Genomic DNA, 24,688 nt, shown 5'->3' with positions numbered 1-24,688 from the left:
AAAGTGCGACGGCCGAGAGGGGTGTCAAGGGCGGGCAATGGCGGTTCGACCGATCGCACTGCGCATTTGATAGGAGCCAAGGCTCATCTGGCTCCCGCGTTAGGGAAGAAGAGTTGTTCCCCCCCGATCCGGTATGCAGCGATGGCGTTCTGCCCCGGGGTGGAAACGAGCCAGTCGATGAAGGCCTGTCCCGCCTTCGCCTTCACGTGTGGATGCTTCTCGGGGTTCACGAGCATCACGCCATATTGGTTGAAAAGACGCTTATCGCCTTCGACCAAGATCTTGAGAGCACCACGATTCTTGAATGACAGCCAAGTGCCCCGGTCGGTGAGCAGATAGGCATTGGAGGCCGATGCGGTATTGAGCGCCGGCCCCATTCCCTGACCCACATCCTTGTACCAATCGCCGCGTACCGCGCCGAGATCGAGACCGGTTTCGTTCCAGTAGCGCAGCTCGGCGGTATGGGTGCCCGAGCGATCACCGCGAGAGACGAAGGGTGCCTTGGCGGCGGCGATCTTGCGCAGGGCCTCGACGACGCTGGCGCCGGCCGCGCCGGCCGGATCGTCCTTCGGGCCGACGATGACGAAATCGTTGTACATCACGGGATAACGCTTCGTACTCCATCCCTCGCTGACGAATTTCTCCTCGGCGGTGGTGTCGTGGACGAGGGCGACGTCGGCATCACCGCGTCGGGCGGCATCGAGTGCCTGTCCGGTGCCGAGGGCGACGACCTTCACGGCAATCCCACTGGCCAGCGTGAACTTCGGCAGCAAATCCTTGAACAGGCCGGATTGCTCGGTGGACGTGGTGGACGCCACCGTGATCGTCTCCTGGGGGGTGGCCAGAACTGGGCCTGTCGCCAGACCAAGGACGGCAATGAGGAGCCCGAGGCTCAGGGTAGAGCGGCGAAGGCGGTCCATGGCATTTCTCCAGCGAGGTAAGCTCGCGCCTGCGGCGAGTGTGGGGATGAGAGAGTGCTGCGGACAGGCCCGTGCTCAACGGCGAGTCCAGCGGCAAGGACGACGACATCTTCGGCGAGACGCATGACCTGGCCGAGATTGTGTGAAACGAGGACCACCTTCGTACCGGCTTCGGCCATCGACACGACGAGATGCTCGATGGCGTGAGAGGAGGCCGGATCGAGATTGGCGGTGGGCTCATCGAGAAGGAGGAGATCGGGCGCTGTTGCCCAAGCTCGCGCGAGGGCGAGCCGCTGCTGCTCACCCCCCGACAACCGCGTAGCAGGTGCTCCGGCCTTCTCCGCAAGTCCGACGTGATGCAGTGCCGCCCGCACACGGTCGTGTCGCTCGCGCCGGCTTAGCTTGAGTGGCGCTAGAGCCAGCGAAACGTTCGCGGCGGCGCTCGCCCTGATGAGACCGGGCCGCTGGAAGACGAATGCGGTACTTGGTCGAGGATGCGCAGATACGCCGATGCTGATCGTGCCGCTCGTGGGCGCAAGCAGCCCATCAATGAGGCGCAAAAGCACGGTCTTTCCCGCACCGTTCGCACCGATGATCGCCGTGATGCCGGGCGCTGTCACCGCCACATCGACACCGTTGAGGATCGGCATATTTCCGGCTCGGTAGCACAATCCGTCGATCACAAGAGGAAGTGCGGCGCTCATCCATAGGCCCGCATCGCGTAGGACCTGAGCAACGAGGCAACGGCACTGACGGCGATGACGACGGCGATGAGGACGACACCGAGCGCCAGCGCGAGGGGAAGGTCTCCCTTCTGTGTCTCGAGGGAGATCGCCGTGGTCATGGTACGGGTATGCCCGTCGATGTTCCCACCGACGACGAGGACGGCGCCAATTTCCGATATGGCACGGCCGAAAGCGGCAAGAAGCGCTGTCACCAGCGAGAAGCGCGTATCGAAGATCAGGATCGCGGCGCGCTGTGCTCCATTGAGGCCAAGAGAGCTGAGTTGCTCGCCAAGGTAATCTTGCGCATCCGCCACGATTTGGCGCGTGAGTGCAGCGATCAGTGGGACAACCAGGACGGTCTGTGCCGCGATCATCGCACTCGGCGTGAAGAGCAAACCGAGACCGCCGAATGGGCCGGAACGAGACAGGATGAGGTACAGGACAAGGCCGATAACTACCGGCGGTAGGCCCATGGCTGCGTTGAGCAGACCCACAACGAGCCTTCGCCCCGGGAATTGAGACACGGCGACAAGGGCACCGAGCGGCACTCCAAGCAACGTGCCAAGACCGACCGCCGAGAAGCTCACGCGGAGCGAAAGACCGGCGATGGCGATTACGGCTGGATCAAGGGCTGCGAGCCGCGAGAGCGTCTCCTGGAGGGTTTGAAGCATGGCTCTGATGCTGTGGCGACCGAACCCCTCATGCTATCGCCGGGGAGTATAGTTCAATAGGAAACGACGTGCCTATGAAGGTCGAGTTGTTTGTCGATGGCATCATCTCGGTGGCGAAGGGGCGCATCGCGTTTGGCCCCACGCTGGCGCTCTTGGATGCGGTCGCCTCGGAAGGCTCGCTTCAAGGCGCAGCGATGCGACTGCACGTGTCCTATCGCTCCGCGTGGGGCCGTCTCACCCTCTTGGAGGATATCCTAGGACAGCCGGTCATCAGCAAGACGAAGGGCCACGGTACCGTTCTGACATCTTTCGGCACTGTCTTTCTCGAGGCACTCGGTCGTGCGTCGCGAGCGAGCCAGGAAATCATCGGGCTGGAAGAGAGGCGATTGGAGATCGCCCTCGCCGTTCTGTCAGGCCTTGCGACCGCACCCCTGGCATTGGCAGTGAGCCACGATTCAGTGTTGCTGGATGCGCTTCACTCCATGGGCGACATAACGGTTTCGATTGCTGGGAGCACGGATGCCCTCGCACAATTGAAAAACGGTCAGGTCGATGGTGCGGGGTTTCATTTCGGCGCGGCGGTCCCAGAGCCGGGCACGATCTTCGCTGACGTTCTGGCCGATCCGAACCTGATCGCCCTTCCGGTTCTACGGCGGGAACAAGGCCTCATGATGGAGGCGGGCAATCCCTTCGCCATCTCCGGCATCGTGGACTTGGCAGCGACCGGTCTCCGCTTTGTAAACAGACAGCGGGGTGCGGGCACACGGATATGGTTTGACAGATTATGCGTGGAAGCCGGCGTCAACGGGCCGGACATCCAAGGCTACCAGACGGAAGAGTTCACGCATCAGGCCGTCGCGGCCTTGATCGCTTCAGGTGCAGCGGACGTTGGAATGGGCACCCGCGCCATCGCGAAACGCTTCAGTCTCGCATATCTGCCCCTCGGTGAGGAAACCTACTTCCTCGCCGTGAGGTCGTTCGTTGGCCTACCACGCTTGGAGGCGATCAGAGCAGCAATAAACCATCGTGCTGCAATCACACCGGGTTATGCGTGAGCGAGATCATTTGAGTAATCCTAGAGGGACGAGAGTCGATGCGGCCCTCGCCCTTCGTCTGCAGGTCAGTGAGCCAGGATCTTTGAGAGGAAGGTCTGAGCCCGCTCCGAGCGAGGCTTGTCGAAGAAGTCGTCCTTCGTAGCGTCTTCGACGATCTCCCCACGATCCATGAAGACGACGCGGTTGGCGACTTTCCGAGCGAAGCCCATTTCGTGGGTGACGACCATCATCGTCATACCCTCGCGGGCGAGCTCGATCATCACATCCAGCACCTCTCCGACCATCTCGGGGTCGAGAGCCGAGGTCGGCTCATCGAACAGCATGACGATGGGGTTCATCGACAAGGCGCGGGCGATGGCGACGCGCTGTTGCTGACCACCGGAAAGCTGGCCCGGATATTTATGCGAGTGCGCCGAGAGACCAACACGACCGAGGAGCTTGAGGCCGCGATCGTGTGCATCGTCCTTCGACCGTCCGAGGACTTTGCACTGGCCGAGCATGAGGTTGTCGATGATCGACAGGTGTGGAAACAGCTCGAAATGCTGGAACACCATGCCGACGCGCGCACGAAGCTTGGGAAGGTTGGTGCCCTTCGCCTGAACACCGATACCATCGACGGTAATGGCCCCTTTCTGAATCGGCTCCAGAGCGTTGACGGTCTTGATCAGGGTGGATTTGCCGGAGCCTGAAGGACCGCAGACCACGACGACTTCGCCCTTGGTGACCTGGGTCGTGCACCCGTTTAGAACCTGAACCGGGCCGTACCATTTGCTGATGTTGTCGATGGCGATCATCGGCTTTGCCGAAGCCTGGGGATCGATGGCGGACATGGCGGATCCTCGAAAGCTTAGCGAATGATGGCGACACGGCGCTGCAGGCGCCGGACGAGAGTCGAGGCGGTGATGCAAATCACCAGATAGATCGCAGCCGCGAACAGATACATTTCCACGAGACGCCCATCGCGCTGAGCCACCTTGGATGCGGCACCGAGGAAATCGGTAAGCGAGATAACGTAGACGAGGGACGTATCCTGGAACAGTACGATGGTCTGGGTCAGCAGCAAGGGCAGCATGTTGCGGAAGGCTTGAGGCAGGATCACTGTCCGCATGGTCTGCCCGTAGGTGAGGCCGATGGCCTGGGCCGCGGATGTTTGCCCCTTCGGAATTGCCTGGATGCCGGCGCGCATGATCTCCGAAAAGAACGCCGCCTCGAACAAGGTGAACGTTACGAGCGCTGAGGTGAAAGCGCCGACCGAGATCGGACGCGAAGCACCCGTCATCCACTGTCCGATATAGGGAACGAGGAAGTAGAACCAGAAGATCACCAGCACGAGCGGCAGCGACCTCATGAAGTTCACGTAGATCTTGGCCGGGATCGCCAGAGCAGCGATCCCGGAAAGTCGCATCATCGCTATGACGGTGCCGAGAATGATGCCGCCCGAGGCGGCGAGTGCGGTGAGCGTCAGCGTGAACACCATTCCCGTACCGAACAGGTACGGCAAGGATGAGAGGACGACCCCGAAGTCGAAATCCGTAAACATCGGTCCTCTAGTCCCGTCTGGCGGTCGCGAAGGATGGGAAGGCGGATGGTGCGGGCATCAGCGCGATCCCGGGACAGCGATACGTGTCTCGAGCTTGCTCGACAGGGTCACCACGATCAGGCTGATGCCGAGATAGATCACCGTGGCTGCCGTAAAGGATTCGAAGACCTGCGAAGAGAATTCCTGCATCGAGCGCGCCCGCGCGGTCAGTTCGAGCAGACCGATGGTGAGCGCCACCGACGTATTCTTCAGGTTGTTCAAGAACTCCGATGTCAGCGGGGGTAGGATCACCCGGTAGGCATTGGGCAGCAGCACGTAGCGATAGGTCTGCCAAGTGGTGAGACCGATGGCGGTGCCGGCCATCCGCTGGCCACGGGGCAAGGTCTCGATGCCGGTTCGGACCTGCTCAGCGACTCGTGATGCGGTGAAGAAGCCGAGACAGATGACCGCCGTGTAGAACGATGCATTGGGCAGCTGTTTCAGCCAAGTCCCCCAGGAGCCGGGAAGGAGCTCCGGCACGACGTAGAACCAGAGGAACATCTGAACCAGCAGGGGAATGTTCCGGAAAAGCTCCACATACATGGTGCCGATCCGCTGAGCCCCCCGGCTCGGAAGGGTGCGCAGCACCCCAATGAGCGAGCCGAGGGAGAAGGCGATGATCCAGGAACAGAGCGCCGTGGCGATCGTCCAAGACAGGCCAGAGAGAAGCATGTCGGCATAAGTACCGGTGCCTTCCGGCGACGGGTCGAAGAAGACCCGCCAGTTCCAGTTGTAATTCATCGCCTGTCGTCTGCTCCCGTGCGGCGGCTTAGTAAGCGGCCGGGTCGGCGCTGTCGCTCGGCGACGCGAAGGCCTTGATCATCGGCTCGCTCATGGGCAGGTTCAAATTGATGCCGCGCGGCGGGATCGGCTTGGTGAACCAGGTCTCGTACAAGGCTTTGCCCTCGGGGCTCTTGTAGAGCTTGGACGTCGCCTCATCGACCACGGCCTTGAACGGCGCGTCATCCTTGCGGAGCATGATGCCGTAGGGCTCGGGCTTCGACAGGGCCTCGCTGGAGATGGCGTAGGCACCGGGCTCCTTGGAACTGGCGGCCAGCGAGGCAAGCAACACGTCGTCCATCACGAAGGCAGCGGCGCGGCCGGTCTCGACCATCAAGAATGCTTCAGCGTGATCCTTGGCTGGCAGAATCGTCAGGCCGAGGTTGCGCGCGGTATTGGCCTCGTTGATCTGACGGATATTGGTGGTGCCCGAGGTGGAGACGACGGTCTTACCCTTGAGATCCTCGATCGTGTCGAGTTTGGCCGACTTCTTCGCGACGTAGCGGGTCGCGGTGAGGAAGTGGGTGTTCGTAAAGGAGACCTGCTTCTGGCGATCGACGTTGTTCGTGGTCGAACCGCATTCGAGATCGACGGTGCCGTTGGCGATCAGCGGGATGCGTGTGGCGGAGGTGACGGGATTGAGCCTCACCTCGAGCTTCGTGAGCTTCAGGTTGGTCTTCACCGCTTCGGCGATCTTCTTACAGATCTCGAAGGCGTATCCGACCGGCTTCTGATCACCGTCGAGGTAAGAAAACGGAACGGAGGCGTCACGATAGCCGATCGTAATTTCACCGGTCTCTTTGATCTTTTTGAGGGTGCCGGTCAGTTCCTGGGCATTGGCGCCGGCTGCGCCGAGCGTGAAGCTCATTGCCGATGCAAGGACGACCGTCGCCTTCAGAGCGACGGACCTGTGATGACCAAAATGCATGTGAAGGCTAACTCCCGAAGGGGTTTCCGCCGACCGAATGATCGGCTCTCGAGGCTCAACGTAGCAGCGGTCGCGCCCATCGCAATCGGTGAATAAGGGACCACCGGAGATGTCAACCGCTCAGGAAGACTATAGCAATCAACGTGCCGTGCGAGCGGGCTAGATCGCTTTTGGCGAGACAATGCCCTGCGTTTGAAATCACCGGATCCAGAAGGAAGAGGCCGATTATCGATGTGCGGCAGTCATGAAAAAGGCCCGGCTTTTCAGCCGAGCCCATTTTGAACCGTTTCCTTGCATCCCCCAGGGTCGGCGCACGAAGCGCCAACCCCAAGATCGCAGAGGCTTAGAAGTCGCGCTGGACGCGCATACGCACCTGGTAGGTATCGTCGGCGGTCACGGTGCGAACGGCGCCGGAGGCGATGTTCGCAGCGTTGACGGTGCCGCTCGACTGGGTGCGATCCACGACACGGCCGTTCTGAACGCCGACCTTGGTGTAGAAGCCCTCGACACCGATATCGAGGTCCTTCACCGGCGACCAGATCAGGCTTGCGCCGGCGACGATCTGGTAGGTGTCACGGAGAACCGGGCTCACGTCGAACGAGACTGTGCCGGGAGTGCCAGTGAACTGAGTGGTGGCACCATTCGTCTGGAAAGCAGCGGCATTGGCGGCGCGAGCGCCACGGGCGAAGGAGAGCTCGCCGTAGCTGCCGAACACGGCCGAACGCCACTCAGGCGACCAGTAGTGCAGGAACGAGCCAACCACCGTGAAGCTGGTGGAGGTTTCGATCTTGCCGGTGAGAGGGTTCAGCGTGGCGTCGGACATGAAGGGATCGAAGGCAGCGCCGTTGATGGTGCTGGCAATCGCGGTGTAGCTGCCGTTGTAGGACGAGTAGCCCGTGTAGAGGGTCGAACCCTCACCGTAGGCTCCCTGCAGGTACAGCGTATCGCCCGGAGCGATGAACGGGGTGTTGATCTTCACGCCACCCTGGACAGCCCAGCCGTACTCGCTCGAGGGATGTCCGGTCACAGCAGTCCCACCAAGACCGGGAACCGAAGCCACAGCGAAGGTAGATCCAACGGGATTTTGGACGTTGATTTCCTTGACGGCAGCTGAGATCTGAGCCGAACCCCAGGCAGCATCGTAGCGCAGAACGCCGACGAAGTCGGGCATCCGGTTACGCTGCGACACGTCGAAGTTCTGGAACGTGTTCGTTGCGCCGAGTCCGACGAGAACCGGAGACGGAGCGCCGGTCACGCCAGTCGCCCCGAAGGTCTGCGAGTAGACGGTGTTGCGACGGAAGGTCGGGTCTTCGAGCGAGACCGTGGCGGAGAAGCCTTCGCCGAACTTAGCCGAATAGGCGAGCAGGTTGGTCGACTGAACGTCGGAGTTCAGGGTCGCGCCAGCAAACTCGAAGTCGTGAGCGTAGAAGTCGAAGAACGAGGAGGCGCGACCAGCGGTGAGGCCGGCGAACTGAATGAACGCCTTATCGGTGTTCACGAACTGCTGAGCGCGACCAGCCTGATCCTGACCGGTTGCAGCGAAGGCGGAGCCGATGCGCTCTTGGGTGCCGGAGCGGAGGCCGCCGGTGCCGCCGGTGCGCGAGGCGAACTGGATACGGGTGAAGGCGCGCAGGGTGCCGTAGGCCGTCTGGGTGCGGGCATCGACGTTGATGCGAGCGAGGCCGATATAGCCGGTCGTGTCACCATTGCCCGAGCCGGAACGGCTGTCCGTCGGCTGGTAGCCGATGTCGAGGCGGGCACGGCCCGAGAGACGGATGCAGGTGTCCGTTCCGGGGATGTAGAAGAAGCCGGCGCCGTAGGCGGAGCAGACGCGGACGTATTCGATCGGCACGGCCTTCTTCACAGGAAGATCGGCGGCATGCGCTCCAACGACCGACGCAAAACCTGCGGCGGTACCGAGGAGTGAGCTCTTCAAGAGCTTCATTGATATCTCCAAAAGCTTCGAGACCCGAGGGATAGGCAACTTCAACACGGCGTCGACCGATGTTCGTTTGCCTTTATTTGTTAGCCAGGGGAGCGTTTCATCGCCCCGTTCCGGCTGTGCCCCGGGGTTTCCCCAGTGCGTTTTCACTCTGTGCGAGCGGGTCCCGCCGGGCAACTCGGAATCGTGAATGCCACGGCGGTTGTGAACCGCTGTGGCGGCGTTGCAACGTTTGTCAGGCGGCAAACCATGTCATCGCTGAGGTCGCATGCTGTGCAGAGGTTGGCCCCGGAGAAGAAAAGCAATGCATCGCGCTGCGCTAATGGCATTACTTGTTCACGCCAGCGCACCCTTTGCTTAGTTTTTGTGCTCTGCACCGTCACTGAACCGTCATGAAGAGAGCCAGGACCCCGTTCCAGCGCCTGTACCGGAACGACGGGGCAGTCGGGACGCGTTAGCCGTCAGGCCCCCTGATTGGTCCGTCTCACACGCGAAGGACGTGTCATGGCTTCGAGCTCCAACAGATGCTCGAGCTGATTCTCCGTCAGCAATCCTTCCTCCAACACGATCTCGGCGACGGGGTGATTCTCTGCCAAGGCACGTTGGGCGACTCTGGAGCAAGCCTCGTACCCCAGGGCCGGCACAAGGGCGGTAACGAGGCCGATCGAACCATGGACGAGGGAGCGGCAGCGTTCGCGATCCGCCTCGATCCCTTCGATGCACCGTTTCGTGAGGGTATCGACCGCGGCGGTAAGCATGCGCAGGGAGCTGAGAACGCAATACCCGATCGTCGGCTCGAAGGCGTTGAGCTGAAGCTGGCCTCCCTCTGCGCAGAGGGTCACGGTGAGGTCGTGGCCAATCACCAGGAAGGCGACCTGGTTGACCACCTCAGGAATCACCGGGTTGACCTTACCCGGCATGATCGATGAACCGGCCTGGACGGCCGGCAGCCGGATCTCGCCGAACCCAGTGCGCGGGCCGCTGGAAAGCAGGCGCAGATCGTTGCAGATTTTAGAGAGCTTGACCGCCACGCGTTTCAGCACGCCGGAGAACAGAACGAACGCTCCGAGATCGGATGTCGCCTCGATCAGGTTCGATGCAAGGACCATGGGGTGCCCGGAAATGCGTGACAGCTCTTCCACCGCCAGGGATGCGTAACGAGGATCGGCATTGATTCCGGTGCCGATGGCTGTGGCACCGAGATTGACCTCGCGGAACAGCCCGACGATCTCATTCAGCCGGGCCACGTCCTCTTTCATGGTGGCGTGGAACCCATCGAATTCCTGGCCGAGGGTCATCGGTACCGCATCCATGAGTTGGGTGCGGCCCATCTTGAGGACATCGGCGAACTCAACGGCCTTGCCCTTGAAAGCGTAGGCGAGGTCGTCGAGCGCCTTAATGAGCGGCTGGGTGGCGAAAATGACCGCAAGTCTCAGCGCCGTCGGATAGGCGTCGTTGGTGGATTGCGCCATGTTGACGTCGTCATTGGGGTGGAGCGCCTCATAATGCCCTAGCGGGTGCCCCATCAGTTCCAGGGCGACATTGGCGATCACCTCGTTGGCATTCATGTTGGTCGACGTGCCAGCGCCGCCCTGAATCGCATCCACCACGAAGGATTCGGCAAAGCGCGGCTCAGTGGCGACGAGAATACAGGCGCGGTCGATGGCGTCGGCCTTGTCGGCGGCCAGGTAGCCAAGTCGCCGGTTGGCGCGCGCAGCGGCCTGCTTCACAAGAGCGAGGCTTCTTACGAATTCAGGAAAGTGCCCCACCGGAACACCCGTGATGGGGAAGTTCGCGACCGCGCGCTTGGTATGGATCCCCCAATAGGCGTCGGCGGGGACTTCGCCGTAACCGAGAAGGTCGTGCTCCGTGCGAGTCCGTGCGCCCTCCATCTCGACGGTTCGCACTGTTGCGACAGCGATGTTCTCGGTCGGTATCTCGGTGACCGTCTGCGTGTCCGTCGCCATCGATCTTCTCCCTCGCCCTGCGCTCGCAGCGGCTCTGCGGAAGGCCACACGCGGCGGCACGACCGTCAAGCGCTTTGGAGGTCCAATCCTGACATCGGCTCAGTCCTGAAGCCGCATGAATAGCCGCCGACCTCAGGTTATCGACTCATTCCGCGTCGCTGCAGACGCCGATGCAGCGATGATCGGATGAGGTGCGAGGCGGCTACCCGGAGCGCGTAGAAACAATCGTCGAGCGACAAAAGCTTGTGCCGGTGGAAGGTGACGATGACCGCCGCTTCGTTGGTCGCAAGCACGGAAGAGAGTGGCGTCTTCGACCCCGTCGCCGCGTCCTCCAAGAAGACACGCTTTCACCACATCACGACGTCTTGGAGGTCAGTCCATGCTTTGCGGCGAGATATTTAAGTGAAGCTATCGAGCGCTTTAGCGCTGCTATGATTGCCTCAATCGTTGTGGCGCAGCGGTGAAGATCCTGTCCAATGACGCCTCCCGGATGCGGCGGCCTTAGCTGAACCCATGCCGCCACACCGCAGGACTGCGCATCCGAGAGTACTCCTCTTGGCGGGTCATTTCCTTCGTAGGCCTGACGCGACCCTTGCTGCCCTACGGATTGCTTCAGGCTGCGGCTCGCCGGCCGGCACGACCCAACTGCCGCCGACGCAGAGGACTTGGCCGACGGCCAACCAGTCCGGTGCCGTCGCTTCGGTGATTCCACCCGTCGGGCAAAAACAGACCTTTCCGAACGGGCCGGTGAGGGCCTTCAGCGCCTTGACGCCCCCGGCGGCCTCGGCAGGAAAGAACTTGAACCGGTCGAGCCCGTGATCGAGGCCGCGCATGATGTCGGCGGCATTGGCGATCCCCGGCAGGAAGGGAATGCCGCGGTCTAGCGCGGCTTTCGTCAGCGGATCGGTGAGACCCGGGCTGACGATGAACTGCGCGCCCGCCTCCATCGCCGCATCGAGATCCCGCTCGTTGAGCACGGTGCCCGCGCCGACGACGGCCCCCTCAACCTGCGCCATGATGCGGATCACCTCGAGGGCAGCAGGGGTCCGCAGGGTGACCTCCAGCGCCGTCAGGCCGCCATCGACGAGGGCCCTGGCGATCGGCTCAGCATGGGCGGCCTCTTCGATCACGAGGACGGGAATCACGGGAACGGAGCGCATCAGCGCGTCGATGGTCGTCATTGAGAACCGTCCTTGGCGAAGGGTAGAGTGTTCGGTCGGTCGTGGAAGCGTCATTCAGAGAGCCAATGCGCCCTCCCCGGACCGGACAGCGTTGGCTAGAGTCCGGCGGCGCTGAGCATCGCGGAAGCGCCCTGCTCGGCGCCATCCGCCCCATGGCGCATGAAGGCAAAAAGCTCCCGCCCGGTACCGAAAGCCGGCGGAGGCGCTGTCGCATCTCCCCGCGTCTCCCATTCGGACGGATCGACGAGCGCTTGAAGCGTACCATCCTCGGCGCTCAGGCGAACGATGTCACCGTCGCGAAGCTTTCCGAGTGGGCCGCCTCCGAGGGCCTCCGGGCTCAGATGGATCGCGGCCGGCACCTTGCCAGACGCACCGGACATGCGCCCGTCGGTCACGAGGGCGACGCGGAAACCACGATCCTGAAGGACACCGAGTTGCGGCGTCAGCTTGTGGAGTTCGGGCATTCCGTTGGCTTTCGGTCCCTGGAACCGCACTACCACCACGACGTCCCGCTCCAGTTCACCCGCCTTGAAGGCGGCCATGACGTCGTCCTGATCGTCGAACACCCGAGCCGGAGCCTCCACCGTCCAGCGCGAAGGGTCGACGGCGCTGGTCTTGAAAGTGGCACGGCCGAGATTGCCCTTCACCAGCCGCATCCCGCCATCCGGCTGGAAGGCGTTGGCGGGGCCGCGCAGGATGCTCTCGTCATGCGAAGCCGCCGGCGCGTCCTCGAACACTAGCTCGTCCTCGATCAGCTTCGGGTCGCGGGCATGGTCGCGCAGGCGCCTGCCGGCCACGGTGAGGATGTCGTCGTGAAGCAGGCCCGCGTCGATGAGGCTGGCGATGACGTAGGACATGCCTCCAGCGGCGTGGAAGTGGTTCACGTCCCCGGAGCCGTTGGGATAGACCTTTGCCACCTGCGGAATGACCGCCGAGAGCCGGTCGAAATCCTCCCAGTCGACGATGATCCCGGCGGCCCTGGCGATGGCCGGCAGGTGGATAGCGTGGTTGGTGGAGCCGCCGGTGGCCAACAGGCCGATGATCGCGTTGACGATGGCTTTCTCGTCGACGCAGCGCCCGAGGGGCCGGTAATCGTTGCCGGAGGCACCGATCTCCGTGAGCCGGTGGACGGCCGCGCGGGTCACCGCCTGGCGCAGCTTCGTGCCGGGATTGATGAAAGAGGCGCCGGGCATATGCAGGCCCATCACGTCCATCATCATCTGGTTGGAATTGGCGGTGCCGTAAAAGGTGCAGGTTCCCGCCCCATGATAGGAGGCGGATTCCGATTCCAGCAGCTCGTCGCGGCCGACCTTGCCTTCGGCATAGAGCTGGCGGATGCGCTGCTTCTCCTTGTTGGCAAGGCCCGAGGGCATCGGCCCGGCCGGGATCAGGATCTGCGGCAGGTGCCCGAAGCGCAGGGCGCCGATTAGCAGGCCCGGCACGATCTTGTCGCAGATGCCGAGCAGGGCCGCCCCGTCGAACATGCCGTGACTGAGGCCGACCGCCGTGGAGAGCGCGATGGTGTCGCGTGAGAACAGCGACAGTTCCATGCCGCGCTGCCCCTGGGTGACGCCGTCGCACATGGCGGGGACCCCGCCTGCAACTTGCGCCGTTGCCCCGACCTCGCGGGCAAACAACTTCATCTGCTCAGGGTAGCGGCCATAGGGCTGATGCGCAGAGAGCATGTCGTTATAGGCGGTGACGATGCCGATATTCATGCCCCGGCCGGCCTTGATCACCGCCTTGTCCTCGCCGGAGGCCGCGAAGCCATGGGCGAGGTTGCCGCAATTGAGCATCGGCCGGTGCACGCCGCCGTCGCGTTCGCGGGCGATCAGGTCGAGATAGGCGCGCCGGCTCGCCTTGGAGCGCGTCACCACGCGCTCAGTGACGGCTGCGACTTCCGGGTGAAGTTCGGTCATGGCAGATCCTTCCCTCGCTGATGCGAAGCCACCTGCTGTCAGGAACGTAGAGGGCTCGTCCCGCAGGCGATAGATCGGTCGCCGCGCGGTACGATCAATGACCGGATCGGCTCAGCACGTTTCAGGCCATCGCGGTTCGAAGCGGGTGATGGTGCGGACGGCGGGACTCGAACCCGCACAGCCTTTCAGCCGCAAGATTTTAAGTCTCGTGCGTCTACCGGTTTCGCCACGTCCGCATTACGAGATCAGCGGTAACGAGGCGAGGCTCCGAGATCAAGGCGCCCAGCCGTAGAGCCAGTCGTAGCGGCGGCCCATTCCGGTGGGACCGAGCCGGCGCATCACGGTATTACGGGCAAAACCGAGGAGCGCCCCGGCATGATAGGTCCGGCCGTTGCCGCGTGCCGCCGCTTGCACACGCTTGGTACGAGGCACGCGTCGTTTCGCGTAGGCCACCATCGATCCCGCTACGTCATCGGCTCGCAGCGTCACGGCGAGGACGGCTGCGTCCTCAATGGCGAGCGCTGCGCCCTGAGCCAGGAACGGTAGGACGGGATGGGCCGCATCGCCTAGCAGGGCCACCCGCCCCCGCGCCATCGGTCGCGCAGTCGGCCGGTCGACGAGCGACCAGACCAGCCAGGAATCAGGTGCAGTCAGAAGCTCGGCAAGAACAGGGGTCGCGTCCGGAAACTGCGCTCGCAGGACCGCAGACTCGCCGAGCTGCCCCCAACCCTCGCTGCCGATGCGCTCGGGCACGACCGCCACGATGTTGATGCTCCGTCCACCCTGGATCGGGTAATGCACGACGTGCCGTCGACGCCCGAGCCAAAGACCGGTCTCGTCGCCCTGTAGTTCCGGCGGGGCGGAATCGATCGGTATCGTCGCCCGCCAGGCAGCCTCTCCGCAGGACCGCAAGGGCTTTCCGTCGAAATGGCCCCGCAGCGTGGATCGCACACCGTCGGCGCCAACCACGAGATCGACCGCCAGCGTGTCGGTTTTCGAACCCTGCCCGCTTTCTAGTGTCAGTTCGACGGAGGAGGCCGACTCGGCCAGCCCTCGCACATCCCGCCCCATAAGCAACCGGATTCCCGGCCGGCTACGGACGGCATCGAGAAGGAGCGTCTGCAGATCGGCCCGGTGGATGACATAATAGGGGGCGCCATGGCGACTGCGCAGATCGGCACCGAGTTCGACACCGCCGATCTCGCGGCCCGTCCCGAGGGCATGCACCACGACCCTTGGCGGTTCGCTCGCCGCCCTGCGAAGGGCCGCACCGAGGCCCAACCCAATGAGAACGCGGCTCGCATTCGGAGAGAGCTGCAGGCCGGCCCCGACCTCACTGAACCCCGTCCTCCGCTCGACGAGCGTCACTTCATGCCCGGCGGCATCGAGAGCGAGAGCGGCAGTCAGGCCTCCAATGCCCGCGCCGACGATAGCTACAGAAAGGCCAGTCCTGACTGAAGGGATTCGAACGCCATGAGAATCGTCGGACACCTGCGGGTCTCGTCGCTACGAAACTCTACGCGATCAGGCCGCCTTCGCCCCGTGGTCATCCCAGACGGCGGCGGCCGGATCGGCAGTCCCAGCTTTGAGGGTCGCGCGGTAGCGGTAAAGCGTCGAGCAGTACTGGCAGATGATCTCGTCATCGCTCCCCATATCGAGGAACACGTGCGGATGATCGAAGGGCGGCTTGGCGCCGATGCACATGAACTCCTTCGAGCCCACTTCGATGAGGGCGACCCCGAGGTCGTTGTGGAAATGCGGCACCGCCTTGTCAGCCATCGCCCGATCCTGCCTCCGGCCCGCCGAGGTGACCCCCGACCGGGCAACATTGGTCCATCGCAGGCATTCTCTAGCCCCTCGGCGGCGTGAAGCCTAGCGCCGACGATTCCCCAGGCCCAGCAAAAAGCCAGCGGCGGATTGCCTTCACCGAACACGAAACCGGAAAAGCAGTCGCTGCCGGCAAAACCGTCTACCGTCTAGGGTTGGCCTCCAGCGCATGCCGCCGTAGATAGATGGTTCTCACCGCTGCTTTTACGAAACCACACTTGTCATGACCCAGAACGAACAGGCCGTTGTCGAAGGCGGACGCCGCGCGCCTCGGCCGCCGATTCACGGTCCCGAAGGGTTCGAGGGCATGCGCAAGGCCGGTCGCCTGACGGCGGAAGCCCTCGACGTGCTGATGGAAGCCACGGCGCCGGGTGTGACTACGGAGGCGCTCGACCGCCTGGCCTACGAATTCGCCATGGATAACGGCGCTTACCCGGCCTCGCTACTCTATCGAGGCTACCCGAAATCGATCTGCACATCGATCAACCACGTCGTCTGTCATGGGATCCCCAACGACAAGCCCTTGCGCGAGGGCGATATCGTCAATCTCGACATCTGTTTGATCGTCGACGGATGGCACGGGGATAGCAGCCGCATGGCCTATGTCGGCGAGGTGCCGCGTAAGGCGGCACGCCTGTGCGAGATCACCCACGAATGCCTCATGCGTGGCATTGCGGCGATCAAACCGGGAGGCTCGACTACGGATATCGGCCGCGCGATCCAGGCCTATGCCGAAGCGGAGCGCTGCTCGGTGGTGCGAGATTTCTGCGGGCACGGTCTGGGTCGCACCTATCATGATGCGCCGACCATCCTGCATTATGTCGAGCCGAGCTACGACGTGGCCTTTCAGCCCGGACAATTCTTCACGGTCGAACCCATGATCAATCTCGGTAGGCCGGCGGTGAAGGTTCTCTCGGACGGCTGGACAGCAGTAACCCGAGATCGATCGCTCTCGGCTCAGTTCGAGCACACCGTAGCCGTGACGGAAACCGGGGTAGAAGTGTTCACCTTCTCGCCCAAAGGCCTGCATCAGCCAATCAATCCATCTGCCTGAAAGCGATCGATCCGGAGGCAACACGATGACGCGCCTCCCCGTCGCATCGGCGAGCGAGACCACAGGATCGCTGGAACCGCATTATCTCGGACATCGCGACCGGTTGAGGGCCCGATTCGCCCAAGCCGGCGCCGATGCTCTGCCCGACTATGAGCTGCTCGAACTCGTTCTCTTTCGAGCGATCCCGCGGCGGGACGTAAAGCCCCTGGCAAAGGCTTTGATTCAACGGTTCGGCAGTTTTGCGGAAGTCGTGAGCGCAGAGCCGAACCGCCTCGCGGAGGTGGACGGTGTCAGCCAGGGCGTGATCGCCGATATCAAGCTGATCGAGGCGGCCGGCCATCGCCTCGCTCGGGGTGCCATCGCCGCGCGCCCCTTGCTGTCCTCCTGGGCTGCACTCCTCGAGTATTGCCGCGCGACCATGGCCTTTTCGCCGCGCGAGCAGTTCCGCGTGCTGTTCCTGGACAAACGCAACCACCTCATCGCCGACGAAGTTCAAGGTCGGGGCACCGTCGACCATACTCCGGTCTATCCACGTGAAGTCGCCCGCCGCGCCCTCGAACTCTCGGCCACCGCCATCATCCTTGCCCACAATCACCCATCCGGTGATCCGACACCGTCGGCGGCGGATATCAAGATGACGCGGGAGATTGTTGGAATCCTCGATCCACTGGGAATTATCGTCCACGACCATGTCATTCTCGGACGCGATGGACACGCGAGTCTGAAAGGGTTGAAGCTGATCTGAACGTGCTACTCTGACGTTGGGATTAGGCGGATCGTTTGGCGGACGGCGATCGGGAGACAACGTCGGCCTGATGTGACGTGCACATCGACCCGGTGGCGCGCCTCTTGCGACGATGCCGAGATAAAAGGGGAGGCGCGAATGGCGCTCGCTGCGTTCGACGAGATGAATGGGATACCCGGCGCCGCAATGGGCGATTCCGCGGTACGAGAAGCCTATGACAGTCTGAAATCCTGGCTCGACACGACTCCGCCCGAGCATTTCAATACGCGTCGTAGTCAAGCCGAAATGTTGTTTCGGCGGATCGGCATCACTTTCGCCGTTTACGGTGCAAACGAATCCACTGAGCGACTGATCCCTTTCGACATCATCCCACGGGTTATCACCAAGCCGGAATGGAGCTTCCTGGAGCGCGGGCTGAAACAGCGCGTCACCGCGATCAATGCCTTCCTCAGCGACATCTATGGCGCGCAGGAATGCATCAAAGCCGGGATCATTCCGGCTGATCTGGTCTATCGCAATCCGCACTACCGGATGGAGATGCGGGCCTTCAAAGTCCCGCACGATCTCTATGTGCACATCGCCGGTATCGATATCGTCCGTACCGGCGAGAACGACTTCTTCGTGCTCGAGGACAATGCCCGCACGCCGTCCGGCGTCTCCTACATGCTGGAGAACCGGGAAGTGATGCTGCGGCTCTTCCCCGAATTGTTTTCGCGCCATCGCGTGGCGCCGGTGGAAAATTATCCGGATTCCCTGCTCGCGACCCTACGCAGCCTGGCCCCGCAGACGGCGACCCGAGATCCCTCCGTCGTATTGCTCACCCCCGGTCGCTACAATTCGGCTTTCTACGAACACTCCTTCCTGGCCGACAAGCTTGGCGTCGATCTGGTGGAGGCATCTGACCTCTTCACCAAGGACGACGTCGTCTACATGCGCACCACGGAAGGCCCGCGCCGAGTCGATGTCATCTACCGCCGCCTGGACGACGATTTCCTCGACCCCCTGGTGTTTCGCCCCGATTCGGTTCTCGGTGTGCCCGGCCTCATGAATGCCTATGAGCGCGGGACGGTAACCCTTGCCAACGCGGTCGGCACCGGTATCGCGGACGACAAGGCGGTCTACAGCTACATGCCGGAGATCGTGAAATTCTTCACCGGCGAGGAGCCCATCCTTCACAACGTGCCGACATACCGGTGCCGCGAAAAGGAGGCCTTCTCCTACGTGATGGATAATCTGGCCGATCTCGTCGTGAAGGAAGTCAACGGGTCGGGGGGCTACGGCATGCTGGTCGGTCCGCATGCCACGAAGCGGGAAATCGAAGATTTCGGGCGCAAGCTCCGCCACTCACCGGATGGGTTCATCGCCCAGCCGACCCTTGCTCTCTCAACGTGCCCAACATTCGTTGCATCCGGCGTCGCACCGCGCCACGTCGATCTGCGACCGTTCGTGTTATGCGGCTCCGACGAAATCAGGATCGTTCCCGGCGGTCTGACACGTGTTGCCCTCAAGGAAGGGTCGCTCGTCGTCAATTCGAGCCAGGGCGGTGGCACCAAAGACACTTGGGTACTCGACGCCTGACATCACGTTCGAACTCACCTCGCGCGAGAGGTGGATCGTTTTCTCGTCTATCGCCTTAACGGAAGCCCATGCTGTCCCGGACCGCCGACAATCTTTACTGGCTCTCGCGCTACGCCGAGCGGGCCGAATTCGTGGCTCGCATCCTCGATGCGGCTCACCGGCTCGCGGCCCTGCCGTCGAGCTATGGCGGTGGCGAGACCAACGAATGGGCGTCGGCACTGGCTTCGGCGGGAGATCCGGAAGTGTTCAAGACGCTTTATGACAGCGTCAACGAAGCGACCGTGTGCAACTTCCTGGCTTTCTCACCGCACAACCCTTCTTCGATCCGCTCCTGCATCGAGACGGCGCGAGAAAACGCGAGGTCCGTGCGTACTGCACTGACCACGGAAATGTGGGACGCGATCAACGGTGCCTGGCTCGAACTGCGCAACTACGAAGGTCGTGACCTCACTCGCGATGAGTTCAGCCGTTTCCTCGAATGGGTGAAAGGTGTGTCCCTCGCGTTCGACGGCTCAGCCTATCGTACGATGCTACGGAACGACGCCTATTGGTTCACAAGACTCGGCACCGCCATTGAGCGGGCGGATAATACCGCCCGTATCCTTGATGTGAAATACCGTATTCTTCTGCCGGCCACTGAGAAAGTCGGTGGAAGCCTTGATTATTTCCAATGGACTACGATCCTTCGTGAGGTTTCGGCTTTTAACGCTTATCATTGGGTTTACCGTGAAAGCGTCAAACCGCTTCTGGTCGCCGACCTGCTCATTCTGAACCGGCAGATGCCGCGCTCCCTGACAAATTGCTACGGCATGCTGGTGGAGCATCTCGATCTCATCGCCGACGCCTATGGCAGGCGTGGGGCTAGTCAGCGATTGGCCAGCAACACTCTCGCACGCCTTGAAAGCGAGAATATCGACCGGGTCTTCCGGTCGGGGCTACACGAGTTTGTCACCGCCTTTATCGTCGAGAACAATCGCCTCGGCGCGGCCGTCATCGAACAATATCTGGTGTAGGGTTCCGTCGAATCCTGAGCTCTGCAAGAGACGTCCATGCGCATCCGCGTTTTCCATGAGACCAACTACACTTACGAGCAGCCCGCTCGCGGCCTGATCCAACTCTTGCGTCTTCGTCCGCGTGACCATGACGGGCAATACGTCCGTCGCTGGCGGATCGAGCCGTCTGTGGATGGGCGGGTCAGCGAGCGCGAGGACGGCTTCGGTAATGTCACGCACTGGTTCACGGCGGACGAGCCTGCGGATGCCCTGACCATCCGGGTGACCGGCGAAGTCGACACCAACGAGATGCACGGGATCGTCCGCGGCACGGTGGAACGCCTTCCAGACGTTTTCTACCTGCGCGATTCCGATTTGGCGGTGGCCAATACCGAGCTTCAGGCGTTTGCCAAAAGCGTGGTCGACGAAGGGGATTCCTCAGTGCTCCCCTGCCTCCACCGTCTCCTTGCCGCTGTCTTCGACACGGTCGCGTTCGAGCCGGGTCCGGCCAGCGCCAGCACCACCGCGGCGCAATCCTTTGCCGCCGGAAAGGGCGTCTGCCAGGATCTCGCCCATATTTTCATCGCGGCCGCGCGACATCTCGAGATTCCTGCTCGCTACGTCTCGGGCTATTTCTTCCACGCCGAAGGCGGGGAGGACCAGGGAGCGGGGCATGCTTGGGCGGAAGCCCTGGTGCCCGGCCTTGGATGGGTAGGTTTCGACCCTGCAAATGGTATCGCTACGACCGAGGCGCATATCCGTGTCGCCATCGGGCTGGATTATTTGGGTGCGGCCCCGATCAGAGGCAGCCGGATGGGTGGCGGGACTGAAACGCTCGAAGTAAAGCTTCGCGTCGAACAGGTCCAAGCCGCCGTCCAGGTTTAATCTGTCGCATCGTGAGGCATGGCTCGAGATTCTCGGGCCATCGGGGGTATCGGTATCATGACCTATTGCGTCGGGCTCCTCGTCGAGGAAGGACTCGTGATGGTTGCCGATACCCGCACGAATGCGGGACTCGACGACATCTCGACCTATCGCAAGCTGCATCATTTCAACGTGCCGGGCGAACGGGTGATGATGCTGGCCTCGGCTGGCAATCTGTCTGTGACGCAGTCGGTACTCAGCATGTTGGCCGAGGGCGTCTCTGGCGATGACGGCGAACCTACACTGAAGATCACCGAAACCACGACGATGTTTCAGGCGGCCCAGCTCATCGGCAAGGCGATCCGCCGTGTGCGTGCCATCGAGAAGGCCGGGTTCGAGGCAGCGAACCTGCGATTCTCCATCTCGCTGCTGTTCGGCGGTCAGATCGGCAATGAGCCGATGCGCCTGTTTCTCATCTACTCGGCCGGAAACTTCATCGAGTGCAGCACCGACGCACCGTTCCTTCAGATTGGTGAGCATAAATACGGCAAGCCCATCCTCGATCGGGCCGTGAAGTTCGAGACGGACCTCTATGACGCCCTGAAGGTGGGCCTCGTTTCCATGGATTCGACGATGCGTTCGAATCTGGGTGTGGGTTTGCCGATCGATATCGCCGTGTGCCGACGCGATGCCCTCGACCTTGAGGTGAGCCATCGGATCGAGGCGGGAGAGTCATATTTCCACGATTTGCGGGAGCGGTGGTCGGCCGCTCTGCGCGCGGCGCACCGGGCTATCCCACGTCCTCCCTACGGGCCTGCCCCGCGCTAGCCCGGAGCCTCCCAGGCTTCGCGATAGGCACGTACCGCCCCCTCCGGATCCTTGGCCCTCATGACCCCGCCCATGATCGCAATTCCGGCAAAGCCGGCATTGCGGCAGGCGCGGGTATTCAGCGGGCTGATTCCCCCTAGGGCAAGGACCGGTATCTCACGCCTACGAGCAGATTGGAGCGCAGCCGGCCCGAGTGCGGGCCCGTATCCCGGCTTGCTTTGCGTCTCGAAAATTGGGCTAAGGGTCGCATAGTCCACGCCCAGTTCGGCGGCCCTGTCGATCTCGGCTGGAGAATGGGCCGAGATGCCAATCAGGCATACGGATGGAAGTTGTTGCTTTGCGGAAAGGATATCCTCTCGCTTGGCGCCACCACCGAGATGGACACCGTCTGCTCCGATCGCACAGGCGAGCGCCACGTCTCCCCCCACAATGAAAGCGGCACCCATCCTACGCACCGGAATGATCAGGTCTTCGGCAAGGGATTGGCGAGAGGCCGCGTCGAGATCGCGGTCCCTGAACCAGATCCAGCGGACACCGCCGGCGAGGGCCGCCTCGACCCTTTCAACTAACGGGATGTCACTCCCCGTCCGGTCCGTTACGACGAGTAGACCTGATGGTTTCAGCGTCACGAGCCCACGAGACCGAGCTGTGGGCTCGACGGATCGGCGCGGCCTCGCTTAGGGATTCGCCCAGCAAGATGGGCGAGGCGACCGGCCTCGACCGCATGACGCATGGCGCGAGCCATGCGAACCGGATCGTCCGCTTTGGCCACAGCGGTATTGAGAAGACAGCCCGCCGCGCCGAGCTCCATGGCGACCACAGCATCGGAAGCGGTGCCGATTCCGGCATCGACAATGACCGGCACACTGGCCCGACGACAGATCAACTCGAGATTAGCGGGGTTGGCGACCCCCATACCAGACCCGATCAGGGAGCCCATCGGCATCACCGCCGCGCAGCCGATATCAGCAAGCCGCTGACATACGACGGGGTCGTCATTGCAATAGGGCAGGACGACGAACCCATCATCGACGAGATGGCGACAAGCTGCCAGCAATTCGGACACGTCCGGATAGAGCGTTTCCCGGTCACCGATGACTTCGACCTTTATCCAGTTCGTATCGAGGGCTTCACGGGCGAGATCGGCGGTCATGATCGCATCGCGAGCAGTCTCGCAGCCAGCAGTATTGGGCAGGAAACGATAGCCCTTCAGGCGCCGCACAGTATCCGAACCATGGCCTTGCAGCGAGACGCGGCGAATCGAGGCGGTGACGACCTCTGCACCGGATGCTTCGACCGCATCAACCATGATGCTCTGCGTTGGATAACCAGCAGTGCCGATGAAGAGGCGGGAGCTCAAGGCCACGCCGGCGATGACCAATGCATCGTCCGCAGCGGTTTCGATCGTACGTCCGTTCATGATGATTGTCCTCCGGCTATCCGCCCTGCATGGCACGCACGATCTCGACCTTGTCGCCTTCCGTGATGGCAGTCGTCTCCCAATCCCGCCGGCGAACGACCGTGCCGTTCACCGCGATGGCAATGCCCTGCGGGCTTTCAATACCGGTTAGCTCCGCCTCGAGCCGGAAGAGCGCCGACACATCTCCGGCCTCGATCTCGCGAGGCTGTCCGTTGATGCTGATCTTCATGCGAAGGCCCTCCTCTCGCGCTGCTCAGATCGGTGGAATCGAGCGAGACCGAAACTGCTTGCGATATCGGGCAACGCGCCGGTGGTAACGAGCTCGGCCACGCAATCGGCCGTGGCTGGAGCGAGAAGATATCCGTTGCGGTGATGCCCGGTGGCGACCACGAGGCCAGGAGCCAGAGTATCGATGATCGGCGCATCGTCGTCGGAGGTTGGCCGAAAACCACTCCAGACCGCCTCGACCTCCATCTCCTCAATGCCGGGTAGAACCCGACGCGCTCCCTCTAACAACGCATAAAGACCACCGGCGGTGACGCCGGGGACGAAGCCGCAATCCTCGACCGTGGCGCCTATGATGAGATGGCCATCTGCCTTCGGGGCCATATGGACCTGCTCGGTCCAGACCATGTGCGAAAGATTGCCCGTCCGTGTTGTAGTCTTCAGCGCCAGAGATTGACCCCGCAAGGGTCTCACCGGCAAAGCGAGTTCATCGGGAAGAAGGCTGGCATCGCCGCTCCAGGCACCGGTTGCAAGGATCAGGGTCGCCGCCGAGATATGCCCGCGAGACGTGGCAGCACCGCAGACCCGGTGGCCTACCCAATCGAGCGCCTCAACTGCGCAGTGCTCTACGATGGTGACACCGGCAGCCTGAATGGCGCGGGTGAGCCCGGCCATGACGAGACGTGGATCGACCTGATGGTCGTCAGGGCAGAACAGACCAGCCGTCACGGAGGGGCGTAGGGTAGGCTCCAAAGCACGAACCTCCGACCCCGGCAACCAGCGGGCGGAAAGTCCGGACCGGATCTGCAGGTCGTGCCGAAATCGAAGGCGGTCGACCTCATCGCGACCGATGGCTACGACGAGAGTCCCCTCCTCCCGGTAGTCGATGCTGATACCCGAGGCGGCCTGGAGTTCGTCGCGAAAGCCCGGCCAGCGTGCCAGGCTCTCAAGCGCCAGAGGCAGTAGAGGATCCGAACCCGGCTCATGCTCCGCAGCCGGTGCCAGCATCCCCGTTGCGGCGAGGCTCGCGCCGACGCCGACGGTGTCGCGCTCGATGACCGTGACGCTCAGCCCGGCTTGAGCCAGACGCCACGCACAAGAGAGACCGATCAATCCGGCGCCCACAACGACGACATCGCTTCGGGTTGGCAACGCTTTGCTATCAATGACGATACCCGTCGCTCTGCGGGAACCGATGGTCGGGTTAGCTGAGACGTCCAAAAACAACCTCCGCGATGCTTCGCAAAGATTGGTGTCCTTCAGCTCCGATCCGAAGCGTGCCGAGCTCCCTTCGAGAGAAACCCGCGGTCCAATCCCTACGCCGGTATGAGCCGGTTCAGGTTCAAAGGATTTCCGCGCCGCCCAGGCTCATGGCCAAAGCTCATAGGTTTCTCAGCCCCTTGACGGGGATCTCCCTGGAACGAGCATCATGTGGGTAACGATCGCGCCTCGGTCAATCCCCAGGGGAGCCTCAGGATACAAGAACCC

24 protein-coding genes, 1 tRNA gene and 1 riboswitch are annotated in these 24,688 nt (G+C 62.5%); of the genes, 7 read left to right on the top strand and 18 right to left on the bottom strand.

Going from position 1 to position 24,688, the window contains the following annotated elements:
- Positions 1-83: 83 nt before the first annotated feature.
- The 3 genes from AC0IXR_RS04720 to AC0IXR_RS04710 are packed head-to-tail and all read right to left on the bottom strand — an operon-like array spanning position 84 to position 2,316.
- Entirely contained in the window at positions 84-920 is an 837-nt protein-coding gene (locus AC0IXR_RS04720; RefSeq protein ID WP_471759874.1) for an ABC transporter substrate-binding protein, read from the bottom strand.
- On the bottom strand, positions 893-1,624 hold the full coding sequence (locus tag AC0IXR_RS04715; RefSeq protein ID WP_056431055.1) for an ATP-binding cassette domain-containing protein: 732 nt from the start codon (positions 1,622-1,624) through the stop codon (positions 893-895). The genes AC0IXR_RS04720 and AC0IXR_RS04715 overlap by 28 nt, the downstream gene beginning before the upstream one ends.
- Positions 1,621-2,316, bottom strand: a complete 696-nt coding sequence (locus AC0IXR_RS04710) for an ABC transporter permease (RefSeq protein WP_056431059.1) — start codon at positions 2,314-2,316, stop codon at positions 1,621-1,623. Before AC0IXR_RS04710 ends, AC0IXR_RS04715 begins: the two co-directional genes overlap by 4 nt.
- A gap of 74 nt (positions 2,317-2,390) precedes the next feature.
- Here AC0IXR_RS04710 and AC0IXR_RS04705 point away from each other — a divergent pair, with 74 nt between their 5' ends.
- Positions 2,391-3,371, top strand: a complete 981-nt coding sequence (locus AC0IXR_RS04705) for a substrate-binding domain-containing protein (protein WP_056431061.1) — start codon at positions 2,391-2,393, stop codon at positions 3,369-3,371.
- Positions 3,372-3,436: 65 nt separating this feature from the next.
- Here AC0IXR_RS04705 and AC0IXR_RS04700 read toward each other — a convergent pair whose 3' ends face one another.
- From AC0IXR_RS04700 to AC0IXR_RS04650, 11 genes are all read right to left on the bottom strand, one after another.
- A complete protein-coding gene (locus AC0IXR_RS04700; protein WP_196805484.1) occupies positions 3,437-4,165 on the bottom strand; it encodes an amino acid ABC transporter ATP-binding protein in 729 nt (242 codons plus the stop codon).
- Between the two features lie 53 nt (positions 4,166-4,218).
- On the bottom strand, positions 4,219-4,911 hold the full coding sequence (locus tag AC0IXR_RS04695; RefSeq protein WP_056431063.1) for an amino acid ABC transporter permease: 693 nt from the start codon (positions 4,909-4,911) through the stop codon (positions 4,219-4,221).
- A 57-nt stretch (positions 4,912-4,968) separates the two neighbouring features.
- Positions 4,969-5,691, bottom strand: coding sequence for an amino acid ABC transporter permease (locus AC0IXR_RS04690; protein WP_056431064.1), 723 nt, complete (start codon positions 5,689-5,691; stop codon positions 4,969-4,971).
- A 28-nt stretch (positions 5,692-5,719) separates the two neighbouring features.
- On the bottom strand, positions 5,720-6,598 hold the full coding sequence (locus AC0IXR_RS04685) for an amino acid ABC transporter substrate-binding protein (protein ID WP_311275136.1): 879 nt from the start codon (positions 6,596-6,598) through the stop codon (positions 5,720-5,722).
- Positions 6,599-7,001: 403 nt separating this feature from the next.
- A complete protein-coding gene (locus AC0IXR_RS04680) occupies positions 7,002-8,603 on the bottom strand; it encodes a porin (protein ID WP_056431069.1) in 1,602 nt (533 codons plus the stop codon).
- 458 nt (positions 8,604-9,061) lie between these two features.
- A complete protein-coding gene (locus AC0IXR_RS04675; protein WP_471759873.1) occupies positions 9,062-10,567 on the bottom strand; it encodes an aspartate ammonia-lyase in 1,506 nt (501 codons plus the stop codon).
- A gap of 563 nt (positions 10,568-11,130) precedes the next feature.
- Positions 11,131-11,748 (bottom strand): bifunctional 4-hydroxy-2-oxoglutarate aldolase/2-dehydro-3-deoxy-phosphogluconate aldolase, encoded by a 618-nt coding sequence (gene eda / locus AC0IXR_RS04670; protein ID WP_471759872.1) that lies wholly within the window; start codon positions 11,746-11,748, stop codon positions 11,131-11,133.
- Between the two features lie 95 nt (positions 11,749-11,843).
- Positions 11,844-13,667, bottom strand: coding sequence for a phosphogluconate dehydratase (edd, locus tag AC0IXR_RS04665; protein WP_471759871.1), 1,824 nt, complete (start codon positions 13,665-13,667; stop codon positions 11,844-11,846).
- Between the two features lie 149 nt (positions 13,668-13,816).
- Positions 13,817-13,903, bottom strand: a tRNA-Leu gene (locus AC0IXR_RS04660).
- Between the two features lie 37 nt (positions 13,904-13,940).
- Positions 13,941-15,158: an FAD-dependent monooxygenase gene (locus AC0IXR_RS04655; protein ID WP_471759870.1), complete on the bottom strand. Its 1,218-nt coding sequence runs from the start codon at positions 15,156-15,158 to the stop codon at positions 13,941-13,943.
- 33 nt (positions 15,159-15,191) lie between these two features.
- Complete coding sequence (locus AC0IXR_RS04650) at positions 15,192-15,446, bottom strand: zinc-finger domain-containing protein (RefSeq protein ID WP_056431078.1); 255 nt, start codon at positions 15,444-15,446, stop codon at positions 15,192-15,194.
- Between the two features lie 271 nt (positions 15,447-15,717).
- On the opposite strand from AC0IXR_RS04650, the gene map reads away from it, so the two are divergent.
- From map to AC0IXR_RS04620, 6 genes are all read left to right on the top strand, one after another.
- Positions 15,718-16,548, top strand: a complete 831-nt coding sequence (map, locus tag AC0IXR_RS04645) for a type I methionyl aminopeptidase (protein ID WP_056431081.1) — start codon at positions 15,718-15,720, stop codon at positions 16,546-16,548.
- A 25-nt stretch (positions 16,549-16,573) separates the two neighbouring features.
- Positions 16,574-17,293, top strand: a complete 720-nt coding sequence (radC, locus tag AC0IXR_RS04640) for a RadC family protein (protein ID WP_471759869.1) — start codon at positions 16,574-16,576, stop codon at positions 17,291-17,293.
- A gap of 138 nt (positions 17,294-17,431) precedes the next feature.
- Complete coding sequence (locus AC0IXR_RS04635) at positions 17,432-18,871, top strand: circularly permuted type 2 ATP-grasp protein (protein ID WP_056431086.1); 1,440 nt, start codon at positions 17,432-17,434, stop codon at positions 18,869-18,871.
- A gap of 68 nt (positions 18,872-18,939) precedes the next feature.
- Positions 18,940-19,884, top strand: coding sequence for an alpha-E domain-containing protein (locus tag AC0IXR_RS04630; RefSeq protein ID WP_056431088.1), 945 nt, complete (start codon positions 18,940-18,942; stop codon positions 19,882-19,884).
- 36 nt (positions 19,885-19,920) lie between these two features.
- Positions 19,921-20,748 (top strand): transglutaminase family protein, encoded by an 828-nt coding sequence (locus AC0IXR_RS04625; protein WP_056431091.1) that lies wholly within the window; start codon positions 19,921-19,923, stop codon positions 20,746-20,748.
- A 57-nt stretch (positions 20,749-20,805) separates the two neighbouring features.
- A complete protein-coding gene (locus tag AC0IXR_RS04620; protein ID WP_056431094.1) occupies positions 20,806-21,555 on the top strand; it encodes a proteasome-type protease in 750 nt (249 codons plus the stop codon).
- Here AC0IXR_RS04620 and AC0IXR_RS04615 read toward each other — a convergent pair.
- From AC0IXR_RS04615 to thiO, 4 genes are read right to left on the bottom strand one after another with little or no spacing between them, the layout of a single operon-like run.
- Positions 21,552-22,184, bottom strand: coding sequence for a thiamine phosphate synthase (locus tag AC0IXR_RS04615; protein ID WP_471759868.1), 633 nt, complete (start codon positions 22,182-22,184; stop codon positions 21,552-21,554). The genes AC0IXR_RS04620 and AC0IXR_RS04615 overlap by 4 nt on opposite strands.
- Complete coding sequence (gene thiG / locus AC0IXR_RS04610) at positions 22,181-22,975, bottom strand: thiazole synthase (RefSeq protein ID WP_056452111.1); 795 nt, start codon at positions 22,973-22,975, stop codon at positions 22,181-22,183. Before thiG ends, AC0IXR_RS04615 begins: the two co-directional genes overlap by 4 nt.
- 16 nt (positions 22,976-22,991) lie before the next feature.
- Positions 22,992-23,204, bottom strand: a complete 213-nt coding sequence (thiS, locus tag AC0IXR_RS04605) for a sulfur carrier protein ThiS (protein WP_471759867.1) — start codon at positions 23,202-23,204, stop codon at positions 22,992-22,994.
- Positions 23,201-24,421, bottom strand: a complete 1,221-nt coding sequence (gene thiO, locus AC0IXR_RS04600; RefSeq protein WP_471759866.1) for a glycine oxidase ThiO — start codon at positions 24,419-24,421, stop codon at positions 23,201-23,203. Before thiO ends, thiS begins: the two co-directional genes overlap by 4 nt.
- A gap of 74 nt (positions 24,422-24,495) precedes the next feature.
- Positions 24,496-24,626, bottom strand: a riboswitch (TPP riboswitch).
- Positions 24,627-24,688 lie beyond the last annotated feature (62 nt).

Source organism: Methylobacterium sp. AC832 (assembly GCF_979256025.1).
Note: the sequence above shows the minus strand (reverse complement) of the source record. Positions and strands in the feature narration are given on the sequence as shown.

Bases quoted from the DNA above. Each gene is read 5' to 3' on its own strand.
- map (WP_056431081.1), top strand. From the start codon at position 15,718: ATGACCCAGAACGAACAGGCCGTTGTCGAAGGCGGACGCCGCGCGCCT.
- AC0IXR_RS04690 (WP_056431064.1), bottom strand. From the start codon at position 5,691: ATGAATTACAACTGGAACTGGCGGGTCTTCTTCGACCCGTCGCCGGAA.
- AC0IXR_RS04625 (WP_056431091.1), top strand. From the start codon at position 19,921: ATGCGCATCCGCGTTTTCCATGAGACCAACTACACTTACGAGCAGCCC.
- AC0IXR_RS04715 (WP_056431055.1), bottom strand. From the start codon at position 1,624: ATGAGCGCCGCACTTCCTCTTGTGATCGACGGATTGTGCTACCGAGCC.
- AC0IXR_RS04710 (WP_056431059.1), bottom strand. From the start codon at position 2,316: ATGCTTCAAACCCTCCAGGAGACGCTCTCGCGGCTCGCAGCCCTTGAT.
- radC (WP_471759869.1), top strand. From the start codon at position 16,574: ATGACGCGCCTCCCCGTCGCATCGGCGAGCGAGACCACAGGATCGCTG.
- eda (WP_471759872.1), bottom strand. From the start codon at position 11,748: ATGACGACCATCGACGCGCTGATGCGCTCCGTTCCCGTGATTCCCGTC.
- edd (WP_471759871.1), bottom strand. From the start codon at position 13,667: ATGACCGAACTTCACCCGGAAGTCGCAGCCGTCACTGAGCGCGTGGTG.
- thiS (WP_471759867.1), bottom strand. From the start codon at position 23,204: ATGAAGATCAGCATCAACGGACAGCCTCGCGAGATCGAGGCCGGAGAT.
- AC0IXR_RS04620 (WP_056431094.1), top strand. From the start codon at position 20,806: ATGACCTATTGCGTCGGGCTCCTCGTCGAGGAAGGACTCGTGATGGTT.
- AC0IXR_RS04700 (WP_196805484.1), bottom strand. From the start codon at position 4,165: ATGATCGCCATCGACAACATCAGCAAATGGTACGGCCCGGTTCAGGTT.
- AC0IXR_RS04695 (WP_056431063.1), bottom strand. From the start codon at position 4,911: ATGTTTACGGATTTCGACTTCGGGGTCGTCCTCTCATCCTTGCCGTAC.
- AC0IXR_RS04650 (WP_056431078.1), bottom strand. From the start codon at position 15,446: ATGGCTGACAAGGCGGTGCCGCATTTCCACAACGACCTCGGGGTCGCC.
- AC0IXR_RS04720 (WP_471759874.1), bottom strand. From the start codon at position 920: ATGGACCGCCTTCGCCGCTCTACCCTGAGCCTCGGGCTCCTCATTGCC.
- AC0IXR_RS04705 (WP_056431061.1), top strand. From the start codon at position 2,391: ATGAAGGTCGAGTTGTTTGTCGATGGCATCATCTCGGTGGCGAAGGGG.
- AC0IXR_RS04630 (WP_056431088.1), top strand. From the start codon at position 18,940: ATGCTGTCCCGGACCGCCGACAATCTTTACTGGCTCTCGCGCTACGCC.
- AC0IXR_RS04635 (WP_056431086.1), top strand. From the start codon at position 17,432: ATGGCGCTCGCTGCGTTCGACGAGATGAATGGGATACCCGGCGCCGCA.
- AC0IXR_RS04675 (WP_471759873.1), bottom strand. From the start codon at position 10,567: ATGGCGACGGACACGCAGACGGTCACCGAGATACCGACCGAGAACATC.
- AC0IXR_RS04685 (WP_311275136.1), bottom strand. From the start codon at position 6,598: ATGAGCTTCACGCTCGGCGCAGCCGGCGCCAATGCCCAGGAACTGACC.
- thiG (WP_056452111.1), bottom strand. From the start codon at position 22,975: ATGAACGGACGTACGATCGAAACCGCTGCGGACGATGCATTGGTCATC.
- AC0IXR_RS04680 (WP_056431069.1), bottom strand. From the start codon at position 8,603: ATGAAGCTCTTGAAGAGCTCACTCCTCGGTACCGCCGCAGGTTTTGCG.